This window comes from Enterobacter nematophilus (genome assembly GCF_026344075.1).
Classification (GTDB): domain Bacteria; phylum Pseudomonadota; class Gammaproteobacteria; order Enterobacterales; family Enterobacteriaceae; genus Enterobacter; species Enterobacter nematophilus.
Window position 1 is genome coordinate 46,380 of record NZ_JAPKNE010000010.1, and the last position, 23,269, is coordinate 69,648.

Consider the following 23,269-nt stretch of genomic DNA (forward strand, 5'->3'; position numbering starts at 1 on the left):
ATAGAGAGAAAGACAAAGACCGGGAAAAACTAAAGCGCCCTTTGTGGCGCTTTAGTTCTTTATTGTGCTTTTTCCGGGTGGCGGCTGCGCAATCTCAATCCTCCTCCAGCAGCCGCGCCCCCGTTCCCTGCTCGCCCAGCCTGTCGCCGGGGTTACGCAACGGGCAGTCGCTGCGGGAAAGGCAGCCGCAGCCGATACAGCCGTCCAGCTCGTCACGCAGCGCCACCAGCGTGTGGATACGCCTGTCCAACTCTTCACGCCACTGGGACGAAAGCTCTTTCCACTCTTTCGGGCTCAGCGTATGCCCTTCCGGCAACACGCCGAATGCCTCACCGATCGTCGCCAGGGGAATGCCGATGCGTTGCGCAATTTTGATAATCGCCACGTAGCGGAGCACGTCGCGGGTATAGCGGCGCTGGTTTCCGCCGTTACGGATGCTTTTAATTAACCCTTTGCTTTCATAGAAGTGGAGCGCCGATACCGCAACGCCGCTTCGCTTTGCCACTTCGCCGGGAGTTAAAAGCGCTTTAATGCGCGGCAATCTCTTTTCCATAAAACCTCTTTACCTCAAGTTAACTTGAGGAATTATACTCCCCCGCAGAGAAAACGACGAATCAACCGAGAAAGTTGTATCTACAGAGGGGCAACCTTATGTCGCATCAGCAAATTATTCAGACACTTATTGAATGGATTGACGATCATATCGACCAACCGCTGAACATTGATGTGGTCGCAAAAAAATCGGGCTATTCGAAATGGTATTTACAGAGAATGTTCCGCACGGTCATGCACCAGACGCTGGGAGAGTACATTCGTCAGCGCAGGCTGCTATTGGCGGCGCAGGCGTTACGCTCAACGCAGCGGCCGATTTTTGATATCGCGATGGATCTTGGCTATGTGTCGCAACAAACCTTTTCCCGCGTGTTTCGCCGCGAGTTTGACCGTACGCCAAGCGATTACCGCCACCAGTTGAATTAATGCGTATCAGTGCAAAGGTTGCTGCTGCCAGGTCATAAATTCCTGGGGCGGCATCGCTTTCGCGAAGTGCCATCCCTGACAGAACTGCACGCCGCGCTTCAACAGCCAGCTCACCTGCTCAGCCGTTTCCACCCCTTCCGCAATGGTTTTAAGCCGCAGGCTTTGCGCCATCTCGATAATATGCTCGGCGATCAGGTGGCTGGTACTGTTGGTGGTTAAGGTGTCGATAAACGATTTATCGATTTTCAGAATATCCACGTTCAGCGAGTAGAGGTTGTGCAGGTTGGAGTAACCGGTCCCGAAATCATCGATCGCCACTTCATAGCCCGCCTGACGGAAGGCCTGAATCACCGGCGTGGTTTTTGGCACATCGATAAAGCCGCGTTCCGTCACTTCAATTTTAATTTGCTGGGCGCGTACGGCGTAGTGCCGGGCCTTGTCAGAAATCATGGCGATCAGCCGCGAGGAGTGGAAGTCCGTGGCCGACAGGTTAATCGAAATATAAAGATGCGGATGCGCCGCCAGGAAATGGCCCAGATCGCTGAACACCTCCTCAACGACATAATCCGTGATCCGCTCGCTCATTCCCTCTTTTTCCGCCAGCGGAATAAACTCAGCCGGGCTCATTACCTGCCCGTTGAAACCAGGCCAGCGCAACAGCGCCTCTGCCCCCACGCACTGGTTATTCTTGATATCGATAATCGGCTGATAGTGCAGGCAAAGCTGACGTTTGTTCAGCGCCCGGTGCAGTAAGCGCCCCGGCGAATTAAGCTCACGATGGGTGCGGGACCACACCAGCAAAATAATAATGCTGCAGATCATTCCCAGCGGTAGCGTCAACGTCGCCTGGTGATAGAGCGTTTCATAAAAACGTTTATCTGACGTCGACACGATAGCGGCAATAGGCCGTTTTGGCGATTTTACAACGGTATAGAAACGGTTATCTTTTTGAAATACCGATTCCTTATCCCGAATCATCGAATTTAATAAAGTCGCATTGGCGTTCTGGCTGACGGAAAAGAAGGCATTAGTTACCGTGTCGTATACCCCCCATGCGAGGGAATGATCGGTAGACATTACTTCACTGTAAGAAAGCGGATTGACCACCACGACATAATTTCCGCGCTGCATATACGTCATTTTATAGCCAGTATAAAATGGCGTATCGCGAAAATAATAGATAGCAACGTCAGGTTTACGCGTGTAATTAGCGACCGGAATGACGTAGGGTTGATCCGGTGTAAAAATGGTCGAACAATGAAAATTCTGACCTTCAGCATAAATTAAATCGGCAACAAACAGGCGGCCACGAACAACGTTCAACATATATTGACGATGTTCCGGCGTACAACGTTCACCCTGATATTTTTCTGCCTCGCCCCTGGCCAGTTCAACCTGTTGAATTACCAGTTCTGTTTTGTCTAAAGCCAGTTCAGCAAATGTACGTAGTTGAGCGCTCGTTTCCGACTCGGCTCGTAGCTGGGCAAACCATAGAGCAAGCATCACCGGCAGCATAACTACCATGATGATCCCTACCACCCTGAGCATTTTGCGCCGCGCGCTACGATTCATTTCCCGCCCTATATCCCTGCATGTTGTACGCCTGTAGTAATGAAGGCCGGATGCTTTGTTAAACAGGTGATTACGTTGCATGAATCATGCGAAGTTAGCAACTGACTTTTAGTATTAAAAATCTTAAATTTCGTTATGACGATAATATTTTCCCGTAAGCTAAACTGTAAGTATTCGTTCCGTTTCAATTAAGGAAAATAATTATCCATCGCGCACGGGAGGTTTGAAGAGAACACAACAGAGGATCGCTGATTAAGCAAAACTTCTGGCGGCATGAAAAAAGTACAACATCAACGTGACGTTTTATCCTATTTCTGCGGGTATATTTTGTTCGTTGTTTTATAAATAATCAGACATCACCACAATATTATCAGAAAATAATGCGTCCCCTAAAAACGGCACGGCTGGCCGTCTCTTTCTCGCGGATACTCTTCACCGCTTGCCCGGCGAGCATTATCCCGGCACGTTTTGGACCCGCATCCCCCTGTGTGAAAGCAGTCCCGTACCGCACCCTCTTTTTTACGGGTAATAAAATCCCCTTTTTTGGCTACGCAGACACTGGCGAATAAATCAACAAATGTGATATAGTTCACACATATTGTGTAACGAGAAACACTGTTTCATTCAGTTCGTCTGTTTTGTAGAGGATGGGTTTTATGGCAACCATTACTACCAGCATGGTTCTCCTGCGCTGGCCCTTGTTGAGCGCGGTTTTGATGTTTTTAGCCAGCACGCTGAACATTCAGTTTCGTAAATCCGACTACGCGGGTCTTGCCGTCATCAGTACCCTGTTAGGGCTTGGCGCGGCCTGCTGGTTCGCAACGGGCCTGCTGGGCATCACCCTGCTGGATATGGCAGCGGTCTGGGAAAATATAAAAGTGGTGATGGTTGAGGCGATGAGCCACACGCCACCAGACTGGCCGATGGTGATTACCTGATCCCTTCAGCAATAAAAAAACCCAGACGATGTCTGGGTTTTTTGTTTTAGCATCCGTTGATCAGAACGGGATATCGTCGTCGAAGTCCATTGGCGGTTCGTTAGACGGGGCAGGAGCAGACTGCTGCTGCGGACGAGACTGCGCGCCGCCGCTGAACTGGTTGCCGCCCTGAGGCTGCTGAGGCTGACCCCAACCACCCTGCTGCTGGTTCTGACCGCCACCTGCCGGTGCGCCACCGCCCTGACGGCCACCCAGCATCTGCATGGTGCCGCCCACGTTCACCACCACTTCCGTAGTGTACTTCTCAGCGCCGGACTGATCGGTCCATTTGCGGGTGCGCAGCTGGCCTTCGATATAGACCTGAGAACCTTTACGCAGATACTCACCGGCCACTTCCGCCAGTTTGCCAAACAGCACAACGCGGTGCCATTCGGTCTGCTCTTTCATTTCACCGGTCGCTTTATCACGCCAGGATTCGGAAGTAGCCAGCGTAATGTTGGCAACTGCGCCACCACTCGGCATGTAGCGTACTTCCGGGTCCTGGCCCAGATTACCGACGAGAATCACCTTGTTTACGCCTCTGCTGGCCATGTTCGTGTCTCCTGAATACGTTTCTTAATAGTGTAAACGCGCGAGTGTACCATTTCCACGCGGCAATTTGCATAGTTGCGTAGTCGGTTCAGAAATCTCTCGCGAACTCGACATTGTTACACAGCGAATCAGAAAATGCATTCCAATACTGTATATTCAAACAGGTTAAATTGTGTCATAATTAGCCGTTTCTGACAGCCGTTTGTCCTTCAAACAAACCAGGCAATCCGTGTTCCAACCGGGAAAGGTGAATGGATAAGATCGAAGTTCGGGGCGCCCGCACCCACAATCTCAAGAATATCAACCTCATAATCCCTCGCGACAAACTCATCGTCGTGACCGGGCTTTCGGGGTCTGGCAAATCCTCACTGGCCTTCGACACTTTGTATGCCGAAGGACAGCGTCGTTACGTCGAATCACTCTCTGCGTACGCGCGTCAGTTCCTGTCGCTGATGGAAAAACCGGATGTCGATCATATTGAAGGGTTATCGCCTGCTATCTCTATTGAGCAGAAGTCGACCTCGCATAACCCGCGTTCAACGGTCGGTACCATTACTGAAATTCACGACTACCTGCGCCTGCTGTATGCGCGCGTGGGTGAGCCGCGCTGCCCGGACCATGACGTCCCCCTGGCGGCGCAGACCGTGAGCCAGATGGTGGATAACGTGCTATCGCAGCCGGAAGGCAAACGCCTGATGCTGCTGGCGCCGATCATCAAAGAGCGTAAAGGCGAACACACCAAAACGCTGGAGAACCTGGCAAGCCAGGGCTATATCCGCGCCCGTATCGACGGTGAAGTGTGTGACCTGTCGGATCCGCCAAAGCTGGAGCTGCAGAAGAAGCACACCATTGAAGTGGTAATTGACCGTTTTAAGGTACGTGACGATCTCGCCACGCGTCTGGCGGAATCCTTTGAGACGGCGCTGGAACTCTCCGGCGGCACGGCCGTGGTCTCCGACATGGACGACCCGAAAGCGGAAGAGCTGCTCTTCTCAGCCAACTTCGCCTGCCCGATTTGCGGCTACAGCATGCGCGAGCTGGAGCCGCGCCTGTTCTCGTTCAACAACCCGGCGGGCGCGTGCCCGACCTGTGACGGTCTGGGTGTGCAGCAGTATTTCGATCCGGACCGCGTGATCCAGAACCCGGAACTGTCGCTCGCGGGCGGGGCCATTCGCGGCTGGGACAAGCGTAACTTCTACTACTTCCAGATGCTGAAGTCGCTGGCGGAGCACTACAAGTTCGACGTTGAAGCCCCGTGGGCCAGCCTGAGCCCGAACGTGCACAAAGTGATCCTGTTCGGTTCCGGCAAAGAGAACATCGAGTTCAAATATATGAACGACCGTGGCGACACCTCTGTGCGTCGCCACCCGTTCGAAGGGGTGCTGCACAATATGGAGCGCCGCTACAAAGAGACCGAATCCAGCGCGGTGCGCGAAGAGCTGGCGAAGTTCATCAGCAACCGCTCCTGCGCCACCTGCGAGGGCACGCGTCTGCGTCGCGAAGCGCGCCACGTGTTTGTGGAAAACACGGCGCTGCCGACTATCTCAGACATGAGCATCGGCCACGCGATGGACTTCTTCAACAACCTTAAGCTCTCCGGCCAGCGTGCAAAAATCGCCGAAAAAGTGCTGAAAGAGATCGGCGATCGCCTGAAGTTCCTGGTGAACGTTGGCCTGAACTACCTGACGCTTTCCCGCTCGGCAGAAACGCTCTCCGGCGGTGAAGCCCAGCGCATCCGTCTGGCGAGCCAGATTGGCGCGGGCTTAGTCGGCGTGATGTACGTGCTGGATGAACCGTCCATCGGTCTGCACCAGCGCGACAATGAACGCCTGCTCGGCACGCTTGTCCACCTGCGTAATCTCGGCAACACGGTGATTGTGGTGGAGCATGACGAAGACGCCATTCGCGCCGCAGACCACGTGATCGACATCGGGCCGGGCGCGGGCGTACACGGCGGTCAGGTGGTCGCGGAAGGGACGCTGAAGGACATCATGGCGGTGCCCGAGTCGCTGACCGGCCAGTACATGAGCGGCAAGCGCAAAATTGAAGTGCCGAAACAGCGCGTCGCGGCGAACCCGGAAAAAGTGCTGAAGCTCACCGGGGCGCGCGGCAACAACCTGAAGGACGTGACCCTGACGCTGCCGGTTGGCCTGTTTACCTGCATCACCGGCGTGTCCGGTTCCGGTAAATCGACGCTGATCAACGATACGCTGTTCCCGATTGCGCAGACGGCGCTGAACGGCGCGACGCTTGCCGAGCCTGCACCGTATCGCGACATTCAGGGGCTGGAACATTTCGACAAGGTTATCGACATCGACCAGAGCCCGATTGGCCGTACGCCGCGTTCCAACCCGGCGACCTATACCGGCGTCTTCACGCCCGTACGTGAACTCTTCGCCGGCGTACCGGAAGCGCGTTCGCGCGGGTATACGCCAGGACGTTTCAGCTTTAACGTGCGCGGCGGCCGCTGTGAGGCATGTCAGGGCGACGGCGTGATCAAAGTTGAGATGCACTTCCTGCCGGATATCTACGTGCCGTGCGACCAGTGCAAAGGCAAGCGCTATAACCGCGAAACGCTGGAGATTAAGTACAAAGGCAAGACCATCCACGAAGTGCTGGACATGACCATCGAAGAGGCGCGCGAGTTCTTTGACGCCGTCCCTGCGCTGGCGCGTAAGCTGCAGACGCTGATGGACGTAGGCCTGACCTACATTCGTCTGGGGCAGTCAGCGACAACGCTGTCCGGCGGTGAAGCCCAGCGCGTGAAGCTGGCGCGTGAGCTCTCCAAACGCGGAACCGGCCAGACGCTCTACATTCTGGATGAGCCAACCACCGGCCTGCACTTTGCGGATATCCAGCAGCTGCTGGAGGTTCTGCATCAGCTGCGCGATCAGGGCAACACGATTGTGGTCATCGAACATAACCTGGACGTGATTAAAACCGCGGACTGGATTGTCGATCTTGGCCCGGAAGGCGGCAGCGGCGGCGGTGAAATTCTCGTCTCCGGTACGCCAGAGACCGTTGCAGAGTGCGAAGCCTCGCACACCGCGCGCTTCCTTAAACCGTTGCTGTAATCTCAGACGGAGAGCTGCTGTCGGGTCGCTTCCGGCAGCAGCTCAACCGCCTGCTTGTAGGACGCATCCACCAGATAATAAATTTGCGAGCCGGGCAGCGAGCCGTCCAGATAAACGGTGCTCCAGTGCGCCTTATTAAGGTGCTGGCTTGGCCTCACATCATCATGCTGCTGACGTAACAGATCCGCCAGTTCCGGGCTGGTTTTCAGCGACGCCGCCGGACGTCCCTCCACCTCTTTCACCATCGCAAACAGCACGTCTCCCACTTTAATCTGCGTGGCTTTCCAGTCGCTATGAACGCTCTGCTCAGCGCCAGGTTTACTCATGCAGTACTGAAGTAGCTCCGAAATTGTCATCTTTATTCCCCTTGTAGCGTTGCGATAATTTTACGCGAACCACCGTGAATGCGATGTTCTCCCAGCCAGATCCCCTGCCACGTTCCCAGCAGTAGCCGCCCGTTGTGTACCGGCAGCATCAGCGATACGCCCAGCAGAGAAGATTTGATATGCGAAGGCATGTCATCTGCGCCCTCATAATCGTGCTCGTAGGGGGCGTTGTCCGGAACCGTTTTCAGGAAATGGTGTTCCATATCAGACCGGACGGTGGGATCGCAATTTTCATTAAGCGTGAGAGAGGCTGACGTGTGCTGAAGCAGCAGATGCAGCAAACCCGTTCTGACGCGCGACAGGTCGCGGATTTGCCCGGTGACTTCCTCCGTCACCAGGTGAAAGCCGCGGGGTTTAGCGCTTAAGGTCAGGGTCTGTTGATACCACATGTGCTGCTCCGTTCTGAAAGATGAATCTTTCTAAGTGTGCAGCAAGAAGGCAAAAGGTAAAACCCGCAGCGGCGGATTTGTTCAAAAAAGAATCATACCCGCCGCTCATGAACTAATACTCGGAGTTAACGATCACCTCTTCGCCAAACTTGCCTGCCATCGGCAGCGGTCGATAGGTCGAGTTAGAGGCACGCAGCACCCGGATCGCTCTGGCCCCCACATCCTGCGCCGCGGTAATGTCGTTATCCGAATCACCGTAGAACACTTTGATGTTTTTCTGCTCCAGCCACTGGGTTTTGGTGTTTTGTCCCTCTTTATCACCCGCAAAAATGACCGGGTTCATGCTGGCCGTCGGGATCTGAAAATCGTCCTGCAGGGTTTTGGAAACAGTCTCCGTTTTGGTCTGGCTACGGCCGGTGACAAAGTAAATGCTGTCGCCGCGCTTAACGTGCATAGCAATAAGCGCGCGGGCGACCTCTTTCGGGATGCTGTACTCGTCCCAGCCGTTATTCATTTTTTCCCAGAAATCCGGGTTCTTCAGATACGCTTCGCTGTCCGGGGAATACGTTTTCTTACCGCGCCAGAAGCCAGGGCTTGAGAAAAGCACGGTATCGTCAATGTCGAAGCCCACGGCCATTGGCGGACGGCCCATCAGGCTGTTTTCGATTTGGGCGACCGAAACCCAGTGAATGGGTGCCTGTTCGGCAAGCATGGCGGCGGTGGTGCCGGTGTAGAGCGGCGTCGGAGCAGAAGCTCGCGCCACAACGGCACTATTAAGCGAGAACAATAAGCAGGCGGCGCTGAGCGCCAGTGTGATCTTGCGCATATTTTCCCCTGAATATTCAGTTTGTTATCGTTTTATTTTGAGTGAATGGTCAAAAAACTATCCGACCATAACCCCAGCGGGAGGTGAAGGAAAGGAGTTTTTACTTATAAAGATGAATAAAAAGAAGACGATCACAAAGTACCGGGGGTCGTGTTTACGGGGCCTGAGGCCCTCACCCCGGCCCTCTCCTACAGGGAGAGGGAGGGTAAGTAAGCACTTACATTACTGCAGCAAACGCCTGCGCCACGCGGTGAACGTTGCTAGCATTCAGGCCCGCCACGCACATGCGGCCGCTGGCGATCAGGTAGACGCCGAACTCTTCGCGCAGACGATCGACCTGTGCCGCGCTCAGTCCGGTATAGCTGAACATCCCGCGCTGCTTGAGCAGATAGTCGAAGTTGTGTCCCGGCACGGCTTCTTTCAGCACGTTAACCAGCTCCTGACGCATGGACAGGATGCGCTTACGCATCGCTTCCACTTCGGCAAGCCAGGACGCCTTCAGCTGTTCATCACCGAGTACCGTCGCCACCACCTGCGCACCAAAGTTTGGCGGGCTGGAGTAAATGCGGCGAACCGTCGCCTTAAGCTGGCCCAGCACGCGACCTGCCGCTTCTGAGTCCTCACACACCACGGACAGACCGCCAACGCGTTCGCCGTACAGAGAGAAGATTTTTGAGAAGGAGTTGCTGACCAGCGCTGGCAGCCCGGCGCTGGCAACGGCGCGAATGGCATAAGCATCTTCTTCCATGCCTGCGCCAAAGCCCTGATAGGCGATGTCGAGGAACGGGATCAAATTACGTGCCTTCAGCACCTCGATCACCGCATCCCACTGGGCATTGGTGAGGTCCGCACCCGTTGGGTTATGGCAGCACGGATGCAGCAATACGATACTGCGCTCCGGCAGCGTGTTCAGTTTTTCCAGCAGCGCTTCAACGCGCACGCCGTTAGTTTCGCTGTCGAACCACGGATAGGTCTCGACCTTGAAGCCTGCCCCCTCGAAGATCGCAACGTGGTTTTCCCACGTCGGGTCGCTGACCCACACGCCGGAATCCGGGAAATACTTTTTCAGGAAGTCAGCACCGACTTTCAGCGCCCCTGAGCCGCCCAGCGTCTGGATGGTCGCCACGCGTTTCTGCGCGAGTACCGCGTGATTGGCCCCAAACAGCAGAGGCGCGATGGTATTGCGGTAGGTGTTAAGCCCTTCCATCGGCAGATAAAGAGACGCGCCGTGTGGAACAGCGTTAAGGCGCGCTTCGGCTTCGGCAACGGCTTTTAATTGCGGGATGATGCCATCCTCGTTGTAATACAGGCCAATGCTGAGGTTCACTTTGTCGCTGCGAGGATCTTCTTTGAAACGCTCCATTAAGGAGAGAATAGGGTCGCCGGCATAGGCGTCAACTTTCTGAAACACGCGATGGTTCTCCGGAATTCGATGAGGCAGGAATTTCAACAATAAACCGGAATATCACGCAACACCACCCCTTAAGATTATCCTGCGATCGGCATAGGTTTTTTGCACCTGCTCGCCATGACATTTACCCAATATTTTCGCCCTCCGGGTTTCCGTAATGTGACTCCTGCGCAACCGCGCATTCACTGATTCAAGGAGTTCACATCATGGATTCACAATTTATTGGTTCAGTCATTAACGCCCTGCCGCTGGAGCATATGATCGGCGGTCCGCTGCAGGCGATGATCAAAGCACAGGTTCAGGCGAGCAAGGCCTATACCGACTTCCTGCTTTCCGTCTGTATTAAAGACGGCAAAGCCGTCGCGATCGAGTTCGACTACGACGAAACGGTGGTAGACGAACAGGGGGTCAATAAAGGCAGCGTGACCCGCAAGATGAGTATTCCGCTTCTTGCGGCGGTCACCCACCCTATCATCTGTATCGAAGACGGCACCATCGACTTTGAGCTGGAAGTGAGCCAAAGCGAGGCCAGTTCCAGCAGTACCGAAGCGGAAGCCTCCGTGGAGGCCTCGGTCGGCTGGGGCGTCTTTAAAGCGAAAATGACCGGCAAGGTTTCTCATAAATCTGAGCAGACCCGCTCAACGGATACACGCGCGAAATACTCCATTCATACGCAGATTAAACGCCAGGAGCCACCCGAAGCTCTGCAGCGCGTCATTGATTATCTGACCAACGCCAAAACGAAACCTGTCGCCGCGCAGTAACGTTCACGCCGCGACAGAAGTGCGATTCCGTAACGCAGGGGCTACCTGGGGTGGCCCTTTTTCAGGAGCGAATTATGTCTTTTAAAACATGGCTGCGCGGCGGCAAGGATGAAGAGCCGGAAAACAAGGCGGAAGGGGCATCACCGCCGGTGCAGGACAACACGCCTCCATCGCCCCCGACGGATATGCCCGGCGTACCGATCTCGCTTGAAGATATCACGCGCGGGATGCAGTACGCGGCCACGGCGGCAAACGAACTAATTGCTCAGCAGTATATGAAAGCGCTGGATCCCTTTTTCGAACCCGCTGAAGACGGGTCATTGATTCCGCGCACCGTACAGCTGGCACTGGATGAAAAGCACTACTTTGACCTGCCCTTAGTGGCGCTTTCGACACCGCGCGGGCTGATGCTGGAAAAGATGAAGGTCAACCTGACCATCCGCACGGAGGGCGTGCAGGCACCTTCCCGCCAGTCCGGTGAAAACGAATTTGGCCGCTTTCACGTCACCCTTTCGCCTTCAAGCGATAACAAAGGCGGGCGTGACAGCCGCCACGTGGATGTGGAGATGCAATTTACCGCGCTTGCGCCACCGGAAAGCGTCATGCGTTTGATTGATGAGTACACCAACAAAGTGGTTCCCCGCCCGAAAGCAGAGGAGACGACGTAATGCAAAAACAACCGGAACGTACAGGTGAAAAAGGGATCCAGCTTATTTGTCAGTTTGAAGGGCTGAAGCTGGAGCGCTATCGCGATGCCGTCGGTTTGTGGACCATCGGCTATGGCCATTTAATCCTCAAAGAGGAGATGGAGAAGCTCACCAAAATCACTACCGGTGAAGCGAAAGATCTGCTTCGCAAAGATCTGAAACGCACGGAAGGTGGCGTGAAAAAGCTGCTGAACCAGTCTGCAACGCAGGCGCAATTCGACGCGCTGGTCTCATTCGCCTTTAACCTCGGCGTTGGCAATTTAAAGAAATCAACGCTGCTCAAAAAATTCAACGCGGGCGATATACAGGGCGCCGCGCTTCAGTTCAAAAGCTGGAATAAGGCAGGCGGTAAAGTACTGGCCGGTCTGACGCGTCGCCGTGACGCCGAAATGAAATTATTTCTTAGTTAAATCTGGAGGTTAACATGACGTTATCTGTGACATTTAAAAAAGCCGTTTTCTTTGCATCATTGCTGGCCGTTATGCAGGCCAATGCAGCGTTACCCACCTGCGAAAACGAGATTAGGGACGTTAACACCTTCCTGATCCAGCAGGGTGTCGCCCGAATAAACGATGTTGATGACCTGGCAAAAACGTTGCGCAGCCTGACGCAAACCGGGCGCCTGCCGGCCCGATATATCACCAGCGACGAAGCGAAACGCCTGGGTTGGTCAGGTAATGAAACCGAATCACTTTGGGGTGTTAAACCCACCAATAACAAATGGATCGGTGGGGATAACTATATCAGCCCGAAACTCCCCTCATCGCAATCCTGGTTTAGCGCCGATATAGATGTCTTTAAAGGCTACCGGGGTGTCAAACGCCTGGTCTATACCCTTTCCGGGCCACAGCGCTATATCACCACCGATAAATACCAACACCTGGTAGAAGTTAGCTCCTGCCAATAATCCTTACGTTAACACCGGAGATGCATGATGGAACTAAAAACTGAATGCCTTCCTGCAGGCGTGCTCGGCTATAAGGCCAGCAAATTTAAAGCAAAAGAGTGGGATCCGACGAAATATCGTAAAGAGACAAAAAATGATGAGGAGTGGTCCGGGTTTTATGTTGGCAGTACGGAAACCCTGACGCTCGGTTATATGCCGGATTGCGCCGACAAGCAGGGGAATGGGATGGCCTATCTCAATATTGTCGACATTAATACACCTGCACGAATTATTGTCTGTAGCGATGAGCGATTTAAATCCCCAACGCAAGACAAACCTGCATTATTGAAAGAGCTTAAAGAAGCGTTACGCAGAATGGGTATTCCTGTTGCGGATAGCGATTTATTAATACCCACGCTGGCCCGCCATCGTTTCTACTTCAAATGTTACAACAATGAAGATAGCAACGATATGGAAATCATCATACCGAATGAACTGGTTGATAACGTCACGCTACAAAGCTATAAGCAGCAAAACTTCATAAATGGGATCGGCCAGTCATTGATTAATTATGTCAAATAGGCTTCACGTCCTGGCTTGTACTGACCACAAGACCCTCCCTTGAGGGTCTTGTTATCAATGAGGAGATTAACATGAATGCTTCTATTCCTCCGGCGTTAATTAGCGCTTCACTCCTGGCACTAGCAGGATTATTCGGTGGCGTAAGCATCTCTTTTTTTTGGCAACCACAGCGCCTGCATCAGCACAGCAAGTTTATTGCGGGCATAATATTTGGTGGAATAAGTATGGGAGCCGCCGTAGCGTTAGGTGGCCTTGCCGCAAGATGGTTAAAGATTGATTTAAACCAGCCGGATATTACCCTGGGATTAGGTTATATTTTAGGAGCAATGAGCAATGGCCTTATTGTCTGGCTGGCTAATTTTTTCCGCCGCCACGAGCAGCAAGATATTTTTGATGTTGCCTCTGTTATCAAAAAAAGGGTGCGCAACGAGACACTCCCCGATTCATCCCTGATCAATACGGATAAAGAGGATTAACATGAACAGCGTAACGGACTGGTGGATGTTATTCATCACAATCATGCTGGACCTCTTCATATCTTTTGTGATCCTCTTTTGCGCATACAGTAAAAGAATTAAAAAACAACCCATCCTCTACAAGATAGGATTTGCTGCGATTGCCTTCGGGTTATTTGCTCAGAGTGGATTAAATATTGAAAGCTTGCTGACGGGCCATGATAACTTAAGCGCAAGCATCCCTTTTTGGTTTCTTCAGGATGCTGGAACCTTAATGATCATCATTCGTTTCTTTTTAGCAAGATAGACACCACACAATAAAATGCGTGACAAACGCCATCGTTGTCACGCATTTTTAAATAAAAGGATTTCAGCACATAATGTATTAAAGAAGGTGACTCATTTATCAATATATTTAAAATACAATCTTGCTGCCTGTGTGCGGTTATTCACCTGAAGACGATGGAATATTGATTCCAGATGGACCTTGACGGTACCTGCGCTAATGTTCAATTCTCTACCGATTTGCTTGTTTGTTCCTCCATTTGCCAGTAAGCTTAATACCTCTCTTTGGCGCTGACTGAGCATAAGAACCGGAGAACTAACTGTCGTTGTGCCGCCGTGCATAATAACCTGTTCAGGAATACAGATAACACCTGATAACACCATGTTGATCACCTGCATTATTTTCTCGGCTGAGAGTGATTTTGTTACGACGCCCTTTATATTATGATGCTGATAAAGATTAAAATTTCGCTCGCACGCTTTACGGAACATGATTACTACCGGAACCGTCGGCCATTCAAGCTCAAGTTCATCAATAAACCCAGAATAGTCCATATCGCCATCAAGCAGCACAATCGAGACAGGCGTTGACTTGAGCACTTCTTTTGCATCTTCGTAGCTGTTGGTAGCAGAAAAAGTACATTCTGGCATGACTCTCTTCAGTTCATTTTTCATACCATGAATGTAGATCGGTAATTCATCGATCATCAATATATTCATCTCAATTAAACCTCATATGAGTACTATTCTTTTAGGTTATGAATAACAACATATTCAGAAAATGAGTATGAGCGTTAAATGAGATCTTATAAAACATCTTTTGCCATAGGGCAAACATCATATACAGCATGACTAAAATCAAGTTGAAGCAGGAGTACAATTCACAAATCATGCCCTGCATCATTTTCTACGAAAAATAGCATTTCCCACAGGGCATATATTCATTCGCAGCGCGGCTATTTATTATTTCTGTGCTGTAAATACAATTAACGAAGGAGAAAGATATGCCGTGGTTAAATCAATATGGTTTTAATTACAAAAATATGGTTTTTCAGAATTCGTGCTTCCCGAATTGCCTGCAGATGGTTCTGGCTAATTTTGGGACCTATTCGCGCAACGATAATCTCGAAAACCAGTGGGATGCTCTTCAGGTTGCCCGCCATCTTCCCGGCCTCGCTACCCAGGCGCCGAATGAAGATGACGTTAATCACAACCTGGCACGTACCGATCTGAAGGGTGCAGGCTGCCGGATCATTACGCCTTCAATGCTGGGAGATTACGTTAATCGTCAGGCGCTGGAGCAGGAGACTCAGCGCTATCTGGATGACTATAGCGCCATGATTATCGGCGTCGGGCATGCGACTGTGATTTACCGAACAAGCACGGGGTTTGTGCACGTGATCCCGTCTCCGGATATCAACCAGGTGCACGTTGAGCATTATGCAAACCTGGACATTGATGTGGTCGAGCATCAGGGGCAACACGCGGTGCGGGTGATTAACAGAGCGAACGGGCAACCTATTATTGCCGGAACCTTTGTGATGCTGCTTCGCCCATAAAACAGTACGGGTGGCACCCCAGGCGCCACCCCTCTTTGCAGGATCAGTCAAGGTACTTCATCGCAACCCGCGACGTCAGACGCGTGATAAGTTCGTAAGCACTTACTTTCGTTATTTCAGCAATGCGTTCAACGGGCAGACCTTCACCCCACATCACCACATCGTCGCCCGCTTTATCCTGGGCTTCAGGCCCCAGATCAACGCAAATCATGTCCATCGCCACGCGGCCGACAATTTTCACTTCACGACCGTTAACCAGCACCGGCGTACCCGTTGGCGCCGCGCGCGGATAGCCGTCGCCGTAGCCCATCGCCACCACGCCGAGCCGCGTGTCGCGCTCGCTGGTCCAGGTACCGCCATAACCCACCGGCTCTCCCGCTTTGTGCTCACGCACGGCAATCAGCTTTGAAACCAGCGACATAACCGGCTTAAAGCCTAAGTCCGGCCCCCAGGGTTTGTTCTCCAGAGGGGAAACGCCATAAAGGATGATGCCTGGACGCGCCCAGTCGAAGTGCGACTGCGGCCACAGCAGGATCCCGCCGGAGGCCGCAATCGAGCGCATCCCCGGCTTGCCTTCGCAGAAGGTGTTGAAGATATCGAGCTGCTGTTCGGTTGCTCCGCACTCGGGCTCATCGGCACGGGCAAAATGGCTGACGATGTTCACCGGCTGGCGCACGTTTGTGCACTGGCTCAGACGCTGATAAAACGCTTCCGCGTTTTCCGGACGCACGCCCAGCCTGTGCATGCCCGTGTCGAGCTTCATCCAGACGGTCACCGGCTCACTCAGCTCGGCGGATTCCAGCGCGGCCAGCTGCTCTTCGTTGTGCACCGCCGTGTGCAGACGCTGGTCGGCAATGGTCGGCAGATCGCTGGCTTCAAAAAAGCCTTCGAGGAGCAGAATCGGTTGAGTAATGCCGCCTGCGCGCAGGCGGAGAGCTTCTTCGAGACGGGCGACGCCAAAGGCGTCGGCATCGGGGAGCGTTCGCGCGGTCTCAAGAAGACCGTGTCCGTAAGCGTTCGCTTTCACGACTGCAACGAGCCTGCTGGCGGGCGCCAGTTCACGCAGACGTTGCAGGTTGTGTCGCAGAGCGCGGCGGTTAATTACAACAGTTGCCGCTTGCATTTGAATTCCTTAGAAATTACTCATCATCATATTGAGGACCGGCATAGTTGTCGAAACGCGACCACTGTCCGTTAAAGGTCAGACGCACCGTACCGATTGGGCCGTTACGTTGCTTACCAATAATAATTTCGGCGATCCCCTTCAGGTCGCTGTTCTCGTGATAAACCTCATCACGGTAGATAAACATGATTAAGTCGGCATCCTGCTCGATGGAGCCGGACTCACGCAGGTCGGAGTTGACCGGGCGCTTGTCGGCGCGTTGTTCCAGAGAGCGGTTCAGCTGCGACAGCGCCACCACCGGCACGTGCAGCTCTTTAGCTAACGCCTTGAGCGAGCGGGAAATCTCTGCAATTTCCAGCGTACGGTTGTCGGAGAGCGACGGGACGCGCATCAGCTGAAGGTAGTCGATCATGATAAGGCCGATGCCGCCGTGCTCGCGGGCGATACGGCGAGCGCGGGAACGGACCTCCGTCGGCGTCAGGCCGGAGGAGTCATCAATGTAGATGTTCCGTTTTTCCAGCAGAATGCCCATGGTGCCGGAGATGCGCGCCCAGTCCTCATCGTCGAGCTGGCCGGTACGAATGCGGGTCTGATCCACGCGCGACAGCGACGCCAGAGAACGCATCATGATCTGCTCGGAGGGCATCTCAAGGCTGAAAATCAGCACGGGCTTATCCTGCAGCATCGCCGCATTTTCGACGAGGTTCATCGCAAACGTCGTTTTACCCATCGACGGACGCGCCGCGACGATGATCAAATCCGAGGGCTGTAAACCGGCGGTTTTCTTGTTCAAATCGTCATAGCCGGTGTTCACCCCGGTTACACCGTCGTGCGGCTGCTGGAACAGCTGCTCAATACGCGCCACGGTGGCGTCGAGCACGTCGGCGATGTTTTTCGGCCCTTCGTCTTTGTTCGCACGGCTTTCGGCGATTTTAAAGACGCGGGACTCGGCAAGGTCGAGCAGGTCTTCGCTGGTGCGGCCCTGCGGGTCGAATCCGGCCTCGGCAATCTCATTCGCTACCGAGATCATCTCTCGAACGACGGCACGTTCGCGCACGATATCGGCATAAGCGCTGATGTTCGCCGCGCTTGGCGTGTTTTTTGACAGTTCTGCCAGGTAGGCAAAGCCACCGACGCTGTCCAGCTGACCCTGACGCTCCAGCGATTCCGCGAGCGTGATCAGGTCAATCGGGCTGCCGGACTCCTGCAGGCGCGCCATTTCGGTAAAGATATGGCGGTGCGGACGGGTGTAGAAATCTTCAGACACCACGCGCTCGGCGACGTCGTCCCAGCGTTCGTTATCCAGCATTAAACCGCCCAACACCGACTGTTCCGCTTCAATCGAGTGCGGCGGGACTTTTAACCCTGCGACCTGGAAATCACGCTCGCGAGGTTCAGTCTGTTTGTTGAAGGGTTTGTTTCCTGCCATAGTGAATGGAGTTACCGAGATAAAGAGTGGGTCGAAAGATTACCATATTTTTCTTACGGAGGGAGCATGGCAACGCGCATTGAGTTCCAGAAACACGGCGGTCCTGAAGTGCTGAAAGCGGTGGAGTTTACCCCCGCTGCGCCTGGCGAGAACGAAATTCAGGTTGAAAACAAAGCTATCGGCATTAACTACATTGATACCTATATTCGCGGCGGTCTCTATCCGCCTCCGTCAATGCCGAGCGGCCTGGGCACCGAAGCGGCCGGCATTGTCAGCAAAGTGGGCAGTGCGGTTAAGCACATCAAAGAAGGCGATCGTGTGGTGTATGCACAGTCTGCCCTGGGCGCTTACAGTTCCGTCCACAACGTCCCGGCGGACAAAGCCGCCCTGCTGCCGAACGCCATCTCCTTTGAGCAGGCGGCCGCCTCATTCCTGAAAGGGCTGACGGTCTATTACCTGCTGCGCAAAACCTACGAAATTAAGCCCGATGAGCAGTTCCTGTTCCACGCTGCCGCCGGTGGCGTGGGGCTGATTGCCTGCCAGTGGGCGAAAGCCTTAGGCGCGAAGCTCATCGGCACCACAGGCAGTGCGCAAAAAGCGCAGCGGGCGCTGGACGCGGGCGCGTGGCAGGTGATCAACTACCGGGAAGAGAGCATCGTCGAGCGGCTAAAAGAGATCACTGGCGGCAAAAAAGTACGCGTAGTGTATGACTCGGTGGGGAAAGATACCTGGGAGGCCTCGCTGGACTGCCTGCAGCGTCGCGGGCTGATGGTGAGCTTCGGTAACGCCTCAGGCGCTGTAACCGGCGTTAATCTGGGCATTCTGAACCAGAAAGGATCTCTGTACGTGACGCGCCCTTCTTTGCAGGGTTACATCACCAACCGGGAAGAACTGGAGGAAGCCAGCAACGAGCTGTTCTCGCTGATCGCCAGCGGCGTGATTAAGGTGGATGTGGCGGATGCGCAAAAATACCCGCTAACCGATGCGCAGCGTGCGCATGAGGTGCTGGAAAGCCGGGCGACGCAGGGTTCAAGTTTGCTAATTCCCTGAGCCCTAAAAAGAAATTGGGCTTCCCGTGGGAAGCCCTTTCTTTTTTTAGTTCGGCTGTATGTAGGGTACAGCTCGATGAATTCTGTAGCGGCAGCCATAGTGACAGATTCGATAAGTAAATCCTATTCTGTTCTAAGCCATGCTGCCGGAAAAGTTACAAGTATGTGACGAACCCCTCAATACCTTAGTAACGGAAGCGGTTATTGCGCTGATAAGTCGGCAGTTTTGGCGCTTTAATCGCCCGTATTACCCACACCACGGCGATAGCCAACAGCAGCCACGGCAGCAGTTTGATCGTCAGGGCAAACAATCCGCCAATGAACATTACCACCGTGGCTACAACGAGCGCGGCCAGAATGCCGAGCAGCGACACGCCCGTGACCATCAGCATGACAAAAAAGCCAATCACAAAAAGTAGTTCAAGCATGGTGCTCTCCCACAAGTTCCCGAATGATGCTGCAATCATTACAAGAATCATGCCAAAGCTAACGTATTGTTCTTAAAGCAAAACGCCCCGCGAGAATTCGCAGGGCGTGGTGAATTTGACGATCTTTTAGCGAAAATTATCGCTTGTCTGCCACCAGCCGCAGCGCATGTTCCAGCACTTCAATATCGGCACCGGCTTTATGCGCGTTCTCGCTGAGGTAGCGACGCCACTGGCGCGCTCCCGGAATCCCCTGGAACAGGCCAAGCATATGGCGGGTGATGTGGCCAAGATACGTGCCGCTGCTCAGCTCGCGCTCAATGTAGGGGTACATGGCGCGCACGACGGCGACCGGATCGGCGTCTGCGCCTGCAGCGCCAAAGATGTCGCGGTCGACCGTCGCCAGAATGCCCGGGTTCTGATACGCCTCGCGGCCGACCATCACGCCATCCATATGCTCAAGGTGCGCCTTCGCCTCCTCCAGCGACTTGATACCACCGTTGATCGACATCGTCAGGTGCGGGAAATCACGCTTCAGTTGATACACGCGCGGGTAGTCCAGCGGCGGGATCTCACGGTTCTCTTTCGGGCTCAGGCCTGAAAGCCAGGCTTTGCGGGCGTGGATGATAAACATCTCGCACTCGCCTTTCCCTGAAACCGTGTTGATGAAATCGCACAGGAATTCGTAGCTGTCCTGGTCGTCAATGCCGATACGGGTTTTGACCGTCACCGGAATGGAAACCACGTCGCGCATCGCTTTGATGCAGTCCGCCACCAGCTGTGCGTTGCCCATCAGGCAGGCGCCGAACATGCCGTTTTGCACGCGGTCGGAAGGGCAGCCGACGTTGAGGTTGATCTCGTCGTAGCCGCGTTCTTCCGCCAGCTTTGCACACTGCGCCAGCGCGGCCGGATCGCTCCCCCCCAGCTGCAGCGCGACCGGATGCTCTTCTTCGCTGTATGCCAGATAGTCGCCCTTCCCGTGAATAATTGCGCCCGTGGTCACCATCTCGGTGTACAGCAGCGTATGGCGGGAGAGCTGGCGCAGGAAATAGCGGCAGTGTCTGTCCGTCCAGTCGAGCATCGGCGCAATGGAGAAACGGTGTGCAGGAAAAGCGGTCTGGTGTTCTGACGACATGGCGAAGTTTTAAGCATCTGGTGGAAAAGGGGCGCTACTATAGCACAAAGAAAAGCCGGAGGCGCAGCGCCTCCGGTGCACTTTAGAACGTCATGCTCAGCTGAGCCCCTGCGCCCCAGGTTTCGTCCTCACCATACAGGCCCATCAGGTCAACATGCACGGTATTAAACGGCGCGAAACCGACACCGCCGGTAAAGACGTTGCTGTCGTTCCCTTTCATGTCCGCGCGATAACCGGCGCGCACCGCCAGCCAGCTCAGCGGAGTCACTTCAGCACCGACCCCAACATACTGCGACGTATCTTCGCTCTTGAAGCCTTTGGTTTCGGTCAGATCGCCATCGGCGGTCAGCGTCACCAGATCGTTGTGCCAGGCGGCGCCCGCGGTCACCAGCGGACGGATCTGGTAGGTGTCTTTATAGCTCACCACTTCCCCCGTACGCCCGTTGCGGATGCGGATATCTTTGGTGTCGATATCGCGCGACATCAGGTTTTGCCCGCTCACGCCGACCGTCCAGTTTTCGCCAAAATCAGCGGCAATACCGGCATCGACGTTAAAGCCGGTATCGTCTGTACGGTAGCGGCTGTCGTTCCACTTATTACTGTCGTAATCGTAGATCGAGGTGGTGTAGTTATAGATCCAGGATTTTTGCAGTTTTGGCGTAACGCCCACGGAAACCGGAACGCCGCCCAGGTCAAACTGACGCGCAACGGCAATACCGTAGTCGGAGACAATCGCCGCCCGACCGGACGCCGTTGAATTGAGGTTTTTAGTGATCTGGTCCGTGCCGTTCAGCGCCGCATCCAGGGCAACGCCGGCAGCCACCAGATTGCTTCTTTGAATACCGCGCAGATAATCAATATCCTGCTGGTCGATAGACGAACTCACCCGACCATGGGCATAGCCTTTCGCCATAAAAGCCACGGAAAGCACATCGTTAGGGATACTCACGGCAAGCCCTGCCCCTGCCGTCGCGCGTGCGGTTTTACCCTTGAGATAGTCCAGCTCATCGGCCAGATCTTTGGCCGCGCCCTGGAACTGGTTAATCGAGCCTAGCGGATTGGTGATGACCTCAACTGGCGTAAGGTTATCAACCACATCCTTATAGTGATTGATTTTGTCGTTGATGGTATCAATCTCGTCCTGAAGATTGTCCTCATCCGTCACCTGTACGCCAACGGACGGCAAAATGACCGTCACATCATCGTCCGGTTTTGCCTTTGCCAGCAGCGCGGGGTTGATTAACGCCCCGCTACCATAGCTGCCCGAAGCAACGCCGGTCCCCCCCATCGCGTCGCTACGTGATTCTGTCCAGGTATTGGCTGCTCCCGCCTGATTTGCCATAAACAAGGAGACAGCTATGCTAACCACCGAAAATTTAAAATGTTTTTTCACAGTATGCCCGTCTTATAGTCTGTTATGAAATAACCCCTGTCTGTTATCCCCCAAACAGGCGCGAACTATTGCTGTGAATAAAGATAAAAAGACCCGCTAATTCACTCCCTAAGTAAAACTTCCTTACGGCCTGTTGTAATTTGTGACGGCCCTCAATATTTATAGAAGAGGAAATTATTTTTTCACAGGTTTTCCATCATGTGGCCCGAAAAATTGAGGGGGATGATCCACCCAGCGGTCCTCTCGCGTGGCGGCATAGACCGGATTAAGCGGATAGTAGATGCGGTTTTGCTTCTTGTTGGCCTCACCCACCACCAGTAACCGCACCTCTTCTTCGGTGTTGTTGATAAAGGTGTGGCACACCCCCGTTCCGGCGGGAAAGCCCACGCTGTCGCCGGGTTCAAGCTTCCACAAATAGCCATTAATCCAGGCTTCAGGATAGCCCTCAAGCACGTAGATAAACTCTTCTTCGTCACTTTCCGCATGGGGATAAGACGTTCGACGCCCCGGCGGTAAACGCTCATGATGAATGCCTATGCGCCTGAGGCCCAGCCTGCGCGCCAGCGGTGCACCGATGGAAAAAAGCTCATTACTGTCGGGGTAGGTGGCGTCATCTGGCCCTTCTACGTCGCGCCAGTGCTTGATACAGTCTGGTTTCTTCATGGTTACATTCCCGGTTTGCGATGCGTCAGGTATAGCACAGCCTGGCGGATATCGGTGTTTTTGCCAGAACATGATAAAGTGAGGGTTTTACGTCCCAGAACATCCGAGGTGCTAAATGGATAAGTCCACAAAAGAGCTGTTAGCGCAGGCCGAAAAGCTGTGCGCGCAACGCAATGTGCGCCTGACCCCGCAGCGCCTTGAAGTCTTACGCCTGATGAGCCTGCAACAGGGCGCCATCAGCGCCTACGATCTGCTCGACCTGCTCCGCGAAAGCGAGCCGCAGGCTAAACCGCCGACGGTGTATCGCGCGCTGGATTTCCTGCTGGAACAAGGGTTTGTGCATAAGGTTGAATCCACAAACAGCTATGTCCTGTGCCATCTTTTCGATCAGCCAACGCACACATCGGCCATGTTTATCTGCGATCGTTGCGGCGTGGTAAAAGAAGAGGGTGCGGAAGGCGTGGAAGACATCATGCATTCGCTGGCGGCAAAAATGGGTTTTGCCCTGCGCCATAACGTGATTGAAGCACACGGGTTGTGTTCAGCATGCGTTGAGGTGGAAGCCTGCCGGCATCAGGATGCGTGTCAGCACGACCACTCTATTCTGGTAAAGAAAAAGCCGCGTTAAGGGCAAAAGAAAAGGCGGCTT

The 23,269-nt window shown here is 53.9% G+C and carries 27 protein-coding genes; 13 read left to right on the forward strand and 14 right to left on the reverse strand.

The genetic code is table 11. The features are described from left to right. Positions 1-94: 94 nt before the first annotated feature. Positions 95-553, reverse strand: coding sequence for a redox-sensitive transcriptional activator SoxR (soxR, locus tag OSH03_RS19575; protein WP_023331806.1), 459 nt, complete (start codon positions 551-553; stop codon positions 95-97). A gap of 98 nt (positions 554-651) precedes the next feature. Between soxR and soxS the strand changes: the two genes are divergently transcribed. Continuing rightward, the gene (gene soxS, locus OSH03_RS19580) at positions 652-978 is read left to right on the forward strand and encodes a superoxide response transcriptional regulator SoxS (protein ID WP_008503387.1); all 327 of its coding nucleotides are present in this window, start codon (positions 652-654) and stop codon (positions 976-978) included. 6 nt (positions 979-984) lie between these two features. Here the strand turns inward: soxS and OSH03_RS19585 are convergent, their stop codons facing one another. Then, entirely contained in the window at positions 985-2,550 is a 1,566-nt protein-coding gene (locus tag OSH03_RS19585; RefSeq protein WP_266179869.1) for an EAL domain-containing protein, read from the reverse strand. Between the two features lie 656 nt (positions 2,551-3,206). On the opposite strand from OSH03_RS19585, the gene OSH03_RS19590 reads away from it, so the two are divergent. Then, on the forward strand, positions 3,207-3,488 hold the full coding sequence (locus tag OSH03_RS19590; RefSeq protein ID WP_045261050.1) for a YjcB family protein: 282 nt from the start codon (positions 3,207-3,209) through the stop codon (positions 3,486-3,488). A 60-nt stretch (positions 3,489-3,548) separates the two neighbouring features. Here the strand turns inward: OSH03_RS19590 and ssb1 are convergent, their stop codons facing one another. After that, complete coding sequence (gene ssb1, locus OSH03_RS19595; protein WP_006177466.1) at positions 3,549-4,079, reverse strand: single-stranded DNA-binding protein SSB1; 531 nt, start codon at positions 4,077-4,079, stop codon at positions 3,549-3,551. A gap of 251 nt (positions 4,080-4,330) precedes the next feature. Here ssb1 and uvrA point away from each other — a divergent pair, with 251 nt between their 5' ends. Continuing rightward, on the forward strand, positions 4,331-7,153 hold the full coding sequence (gene uvrA / locus OSH03_RS19600) for an excinuclease ABC subunit UvrA (protein ID WP_116343846.1): 2,823 nt from the start codon (positions 4,331-4,333) through the stop codon (positions 7,151-7,153). Positions 7,154-7,155: 2 nt separating this feature from the next. Here uvrA and OSH03_RS19605 read toward each other — a convergent pair whose 3' ends face one another. The 4 genes from OSH03_RS19605 to tyrB all read right to left on the reverse strand — a co-directional run bounded on the left by OSH03_RS19605 (position 7,156) and on the right by tyrB (position 10,165). Then, positions 7,156-7,509, reverse strand: a complete 354-nt coding sequence (locus OSH03_RS19605) for an MmcQ/YjbR family DNA-binding protein (RefSeq protein WP_151412708.1) — start codon at positions 7,507-7,509, stop codon at positions 7,156-7,158. A gap of 2 nt (positions 7,510-7,511) precedes the next feature. After that, positions 7,512-7,928 (reverse strand): secondary thiamine-phosphate synthase enzyme YjbQ, encoded by a 417-nt coding sequence (locus OSH03_RS19610; RefSeq protein ID WP_266179870.1) that lies wholly within the window; start codon positions 7,926-7,928, stop codon positions 7,512-7,514. 112 nt (positions 7,929-8,040) lie between these two features. Next, complete coding sequence (aphA, locus tag OSH03_RS19615; RefSeq protein ID WP_266179871.1) at positions 8,041-8,754, reverse strand: acid phosphatase AphA; 714 nt, start codon at positions 8,752-8,754, stop codon at positions 8,041-8,043. Between the two features lie 217 nt (positions 8,755-8,971). Then, positions 8,972-10,165 carry an amino acid aminotransferase gene (tyrB, locus tag OSH03_RS19620; RefSeq protein WP_248097744.1) on the reverse strand — a complete coding sequence of 398 codons (1,194 nt, stop codon included), beginning with the start codon at positions 10,163-10,165 and terminating at the stop codon, positions 8,972-8,974. A 206-nt stretch (positions 10,166-10,371) separates the two neighbouring features. Here tyrB and OSH03_RS19625 point away from each other — a divergent pair, with 206 nt between their 5' ends. The 7 genes from OSH03_RS19625 (at position 10,372) to OSH03_RS19655 (ending at position 13,866) form a co-directional block, all read left to right on the forward strand. Then, a complete protein-coding gene (locus OSH03_RS19625) occupies positions 10,372-10,929 on the forward strand; it encodes a DUF2589 domain-containing protein (protein ID WP_023334176.1) in 558 nt (185 codons plus the stop codon). Between the two features lie 74 nt (positions 10,930-11,003). Next, entirely contained in the window at positions 11,004-11,597 is a 594-nt protein-coding gene (locus tag OSH03_RS19630) for a DUF2589 domain-containing protein (protein ID WP_248097745.1), read from the forward strand. After that, the gene (locus OSH03_RS19635) at positions 11,597-12,046 is read left to right on the forward strand and encodes a lysozyme (protein WP_248097747.1); all 450 of its coding nucleotides are present in this window, start codon (positions 11,597-11,599) and stop codon (positions 12,044-12,046) included. The genes OSH03_RS19630 and OSH03_RS19635 overlap by 1 nt, the downstream gene beginning before the upstream one ends. Positions 12,047-12,060: 14 nt before the next feature. After that, on the forward strand, positions 12,061-12,543 hold the full coding sequence (locus tag OSH03_RS19640; protein WP_266179874.1) for a ribonuclease domain-containing protein: 483 nt from the start codon (positions 12,061-12,063) through the stop codon (positions 12,541-12,543). Between the two features lie 24 nt (positions 12,544-12,567). After that, complete coding sequence (locus OSH03_RS19645) at positions 12,568-13,104, forward strand: hypothetical protein (RefSeq protein WP_248097751.1); 537 nt, start codon at positions 12,568-12,570, stop codon at positions 13,102-13,104. Between the two features lie 71 nt (positions 13,105-13,175). Then, entirely contained in the window at positions 13,176-13,580 is a 405-nt protein-coding gene (locus tag OSH03_RS19650) for a hypothetical protein (RefSeq protein ID WP_248097753.1), read from the forward strand. Position 13,581: 1 nt separating this feature from the next. Then, positions 13,582-13,866 (forward strand): hypothetical protein, encoded by a 285-nt coding sequence (locus OSH03_RS19655; RefSeq protein WP_248097755.1) that lies wholly within the window; start codon positions 13,582-13,584, stop codon positions 13,864-13,866. A gap of 92 nt (positions 13,867-13,958) precedes the next feature. Here OSH03_RS19655 and OSH03_RS19660 read toward each other — a convergent pair whose 3' ends face one another. Then, complete coding sequence (locus OSH03_RS19660; RefSeq protein ID WP_248097757.1) at positions 13,959-14,552, reverse strand: helix-turn-helix transcriptional regulator; 594 nt, start codon at positions 14,550-14,552, stop codon at positions 13,959-13,961. A gap of 374 nt (positions 14,553-14,926) precedes the next feature. On the opposite strand from OSH03_RS19660, the gene OSH03_RS19665 reads away from it, so the two are divergent. After that, complete coding sequence (locus OSH03_RS19665; protein ID WP_266179876.1) at positions 14,927-15,403, forward strand: hypothetical protein; 477 nt, start codon at positions 14,927-14,929, stop codon at positions 15,401-15,403. Positions 15,404-15,446: 43 nt separating this feature from the next. Here OSH03_RS19665 and alr read toward each other — a convergent pair whose 3' ends face one another. Then, positions 15,447-16,526, reverse strand: a complete 1,080-nt coding sequence (gene alr / locus OSH03_RS19670) for an alanine racemase (RefSeq protein ID WP_266179877.1) — start codon at positions 16,524-16,526, stop codon at positions 15,447-15,449. A 16-nt stretch (positions 16,527-16,542) separates the two neighbouring features. After that, complete coding sequence (gene dnaB / locus OSH03_RS19675; protein ID WP_008503375.1) at positions 16,543-17,955, reverse strand: replicative DNA helicase; 1,413 nt, start codon at positions 17,953-17,955, stop codon at positions 16,543-16,545. Between the two features lie 66 nt (positions 17,956-18,021). On the opposite strand from dnaB, the gene OSH03_RS19680 reads away from it, so the two are divergent. Continuing rightward, the gene (locus OSH03_RS19680; protein ID WP_061099554.1) at positions 18,022-19,005 is read left to right on the forward strand and encodes a quinone oxidoreductase; all 984 of its coding nucleotides are present in this window, start codon (positions 18,022-18,024) and stop codon (positions 19,003-19,005) included. A gap of 184 nt (positions 19,006-19,189) precedes the next feature. Here OSH03_RS19680 and pspG read toward each other — a convergent pair whose 3' ends face one another. The 4 genes from pspG to OSH03_RS19700 form a co-directional block, all read right to left on the reverse strand. After that, entirely contained in the window at positions 19,190-19,432 is a 243-nt protein-coding gene (gene pspG / locus OSH03_RS19685; protein ID WP_028015168.1) for an envelope stress response protein PspG, read from the reverse strand. A gap of 136 nt (positions 19,433-19,568) precedes the next feature. Continuing rightward, entirely contained in the window at positions 19,569-20,564 is a 996-nt protein-coding gene (gene dusA, locus OSH03_RS19690) for a tRNA dihydrouridine(20/20a) synthase DusA (RefSeq protein WP_266179878.1), read from the reverse strand. Between the two features lie 82 nt (positions 20,565-20,646). After that, positions 20,647-21,906: a conjugal transfer protein TraF gene (locus OSH03_RS19695; protein WP_277614689.1), complete on the reverse strand. Its 1,260-nt coding sequence runs from the start codon at positions 21,904-21,906 to the stop codon at positions 20,647-20,649. 225 nt (positions 21,907-22,131) lie between these two features. Next, a complete protein-coding gene (locus OSH03_RS19700) occupies positions 22,132-22,620 on the reverse strand; it encodes a cupin domain-containing protein (RefSeq protein ID WP_266179879.1) in 489 nt (162 codons plus the stop codon). Positions 22,621-22,735: 115 nt separating this feature from the next. On the opposite strand from OSH03_RS19700, the gene zur reads away from it, so the two are divergent. Then, positions 22,736-23,248 carry a zinc uptake transcriptional repressor Zur gene (gene zur / locus OSH03_RS19705; protein WP_047345602.1) on the forward strand — a complete coding sequence of 171 codons (513 nt, stop codon included), beginning with the start codon at positions 22,736-22,738 and terminating at the stop codon, positions 23,246-23,248. The last annotated feature ends 21 nt before the right edge of the window (positions 23,249-23,269 follow it).

Coding starts and splice junctions, on each gene's coding strand:
- OSH03_RS19590 (WP_045261050.1), top strand. CDS start 3,207: ATGGCAACCATTACTACCAGCATGGTTCTCCTGCGCTGGCCCTTGTTG.
- pspG (WP_028015168.1), bottom strand. CDS start 19,432: ATGCTTGAACTACTTTTTGTGATTGGCTTTTTTGTCATGCTGATGGTC.
- OSH03_RS19695 (WP_277614689.1), bottom strand. CDS start 21,906: ATGGCAAATCAGGCGGGAGCAGCCAATACCTGGACAGAATCACGTAGC.
- OSH03_RS19650 (WP_248097753.1), top strand. CDS start 13,176: ATGAATGCTTCTATTCCTCCGGCGTTAATTAGCGCTTCACTCCTGGCA.
- OSH03_RS19635 (WP_248097747.1), top strand. CDS start 11,597: ATGCAAAAACAACCGGAACGTACAGGTGAAAAAGGGATCCAGCTTATT.
- soxR (WP_023331806.1), bottom strand. CDS start 553: ATGGAAAAGAGATTGCCGCGCATTAAAGCGCTTTTAACTCCCGGCGAA.
- uvrA (WP_116343846.1), top strand. CDS start 4,331: ATGGATAAGATCGAAGTTCGGGGCGCCCGCACCCACAATCTCAAGAAT.
- OSH03_RS19625 (WP_023334176.1), top strand. CDS start 10,372: ATGGATTCACAATTTATTGGTTCAGTCATTAACGCCCTGCCGCTGGAG.
- dusA (WP_266179878.1), bottom strand. CDS start 20,564: ATGTCGTCAGAACACCAGACCGCTTTTCCTGCACACCGTTTCTCCATT.
- ssb1 (WP_006177466.1), bottom strand. CDS start 4,079: ATGGCCAGCAGAGGCGTAAACAAGGTGATTCTCGTCGGTAATCTGGGC.
- OSH03_RS19640 (WP_266179874.1), top strand. CDS start 12,061: ATGACGTTATCTGTGACATTTAAAAAAGCCGTTTTCTTTGCATCATTG.
- aphA (WP_266179871.1), bottom strand. CDS start 8,754: ATGCGCAAGATCACACTGGCGCTCAGCGCCGCCTGCTTATTGTTCTCG.
- OSH03_RS19665 (WP_266179876.1), top strand. CDS start 14,927: ATGGTTCTGGCTAATTTTGGGACCTATTCGCGCAACGATAATCTCGAA.
- OSH03_RS19585 (WP_266179869.1), bottom strand. CDS start 2,550: ATGAATCGTAGCGCGCGGCGCAAAATGCTCAGGGTGGTAGGGATCATC.
- zur (WP_047345602.1), top strand. CDS start 22,736: ATGGATAAGTCCACAAAAGAGCTGTTAGCGCAGGCCGAAAAGCTGTGC.
- OSH03_RS19700 (WP_266179879.1), bottom strand. CDS start 22,620: ATGAAGAAACCAGACTGTATCAAGCACTGGCGCGACGTAGAAGGGCCA.
- soxS (WP_008503387.1), top strand. CDS start 652: ATGTCGCATCAGCAAATTATTCAGACACTTATTGAATGGATTGACGAT.
- OSH03_RS19630 (WP_248097745.1), top strand. CDS start 11,004: ATGTCTTTTAAAACATGGCTGCGCGGCGGCAAGGATGAAGAGCCGGAA.
- OSH03_RS19660 (WP_248097757.1), bottom strand. CDS start 14,552: ATGATCGATGAATTACCGATCTACATTCATGGTATGAAAAATGAACTG.
- OSH03_RS19680 (WP_061099554.1), top strand. CDS start 18,022: ATGGCAACGCGCATTGAGTTCCAGAAACACGGCGGTCCTGAAGTGCTG.
- OSH03_RS19645 (WP_248097751.1), top strand. CDS start 12,568: ATGATGGAACTAAAAACTGAATGCCTTCCTGCAGGCGTGCTCGGCTAT.
- OSH03_RS19655 (WP_248097755.1), top strand. CDS start 13,582: ATGAACAGCGTAACGGACTGGTGGATGTTATTCATCACAATCATGCTG.
- OSH03_RS19610 (WP_266179870.1), bottom strand. CDS start 7,928: ATGTGGTATCAACAGACCCTGACCTTAAGCGCTAAACCCCGCGGCTTT.
- alr (WP_266179877.1), bottom strand. CDS start 16,526: ATGCAAGCGGCAACTGTTGTAATTAACCGCCGCGCTCTGCGACACAAC.
- OSH03_RS19605 (WP_151412708.1), bottom strand. CDS start 7,509: ATGACAATTTCGGAGCTACTTCAGTACTGCATGAGTAAACCTGGCGCT.
- dnaB (WP_008503375.1), bottom strand. CDS start 17,955: ATGGCAGGAAACAAACCCTTCAACAAACAGACTGAACCTCGCGAGCGT.